The sequence below is a fragment of the Oleiphilus sp. HI0061 genome (assembly GCF_001635675.1).
Map to the genome: position 1 here is coordinate 1 of NZ_LWFE01000512.1, position 1,212 is coordinate 1,212.

Below are 1,212 nucleotides of genomic sequence, written 5' to 3' on the forward strand. Positions count from 1 at the left end.
TCTGCCCGGTTGGCAGGTGTGGTTGTGGTGGGAATCTTGCTTTCATCAAGTTCTTTACGAATTCGTGCAACCTCTTTTCGATGAAGTCCGCTTAAAATCGAAATTCTAGAGGTGCTCTGGGGCTTTCCATCGACAGTGAACTCTTCTTCTGCAACGGCCACATAGGCATGTTTTACCCATTCGGCAAAGTCAGAGAAACCGACTCCTGACCTCAGGAGTATGCGCACCAAAGGTTTCATCATAAAGATGACACATTGGCTTAAGGTGTTTTTGTAGCTTAACGTTTCTTTGTTCATATTGGGAATATATTCCCAATATGAACAAATATCAAGTGAAACTCGCTAAGGCAAACTGGTCATTGCCACCGAATTGTATTGCCCGAACTGACACAAAACCTTCACATCGTATCTCCGATCGGCATCTAAACTTAAACCCATTGTTATTGTTTTTTCCTCCGTGCTGTCACCATGCCTAAAGCTGTATGTAACGATGTAAGTATTGAATACGAGACCTTCGGAAACCCTAAAAGGCCTGCCGTACTTCTGATTATGGGTTTAGGTGCCCAGATGATTGTTTGGCCTGACCGGTTCTGTCATCTGCTTGCTGAAGAAGGTTATTACGTTATCCGATTTGATAATCGCGATATTGGCCTTTCTACCAAGTTTGATCACTATGCAGCTCCTCGTGTGTTGAAACAGGTATTGGCAAACTGGTTTGGCTTGAAGATAGACGCACCCTACGANCTATATCATATGGCCCACGACGCGGTCTGTCTGCTTGACCACCTAAAGTGTAAACAGGCCCATATTGTCGGAGCTTCAATGGGTGGCATGATCGCTCAAATCATTGCTGGTATTTATCATGATCGTATTATTAGCTTAACCTCGATCATGTCTACGGCAGATAGTCGTGGTTTAGTGATGCCTTGGAATATGAAGCTGGGGCTTCATTTGCTTAAGTCGAGCCAGGCTGCCGAAGAAGAACAGCTAGACCTGAAAATGGAAACCGTCCGTTTGATTAGCAGCAGGACTCACCCGCCAAAGCAAGAAGAGTTAGAATCTCGACTCCGGAAAGCTCTGGCGCGTGATGCTGAAAAGTACGGTACAAAAAGACAGCTTTCTGCGATTGTAGCGACTAAGAAAACCAAAAAGATTACACAGCGAGTCAATGTACCCACTTTGATTATTCATGGTGCCGAAGATCGGCTCATTC

The 1,212-nt window shown here is 44.8% G+C and carries 2 protein-coding genes; one reads left to right on the forward strand and one right to left on the reverse strand.

What is annotated here, in order from left to right:
* A partial coding sequence (locus A3735_RS06775; RefSeq protein ID WP_231882457.1) for a DUF6502 family protein occupies positions 1-296 on the reverse strand: 296 nt, incomplete at its 3' end.
* Between the two features lie 171 nt (positions 297-467).
* On the opposite strand from A3735_RS06775, the gene A3735_RS06780 reads away from it, so the two are divergent.
* Positions 468-1,212, forward strand: a 745-nt coding sequence (locus tag A3735_RS06780) for an alpha/beta fold hydrolase (RefSeq protein WP_156499471.1), incomplete at its 3' end; no start/stop codon positions are given.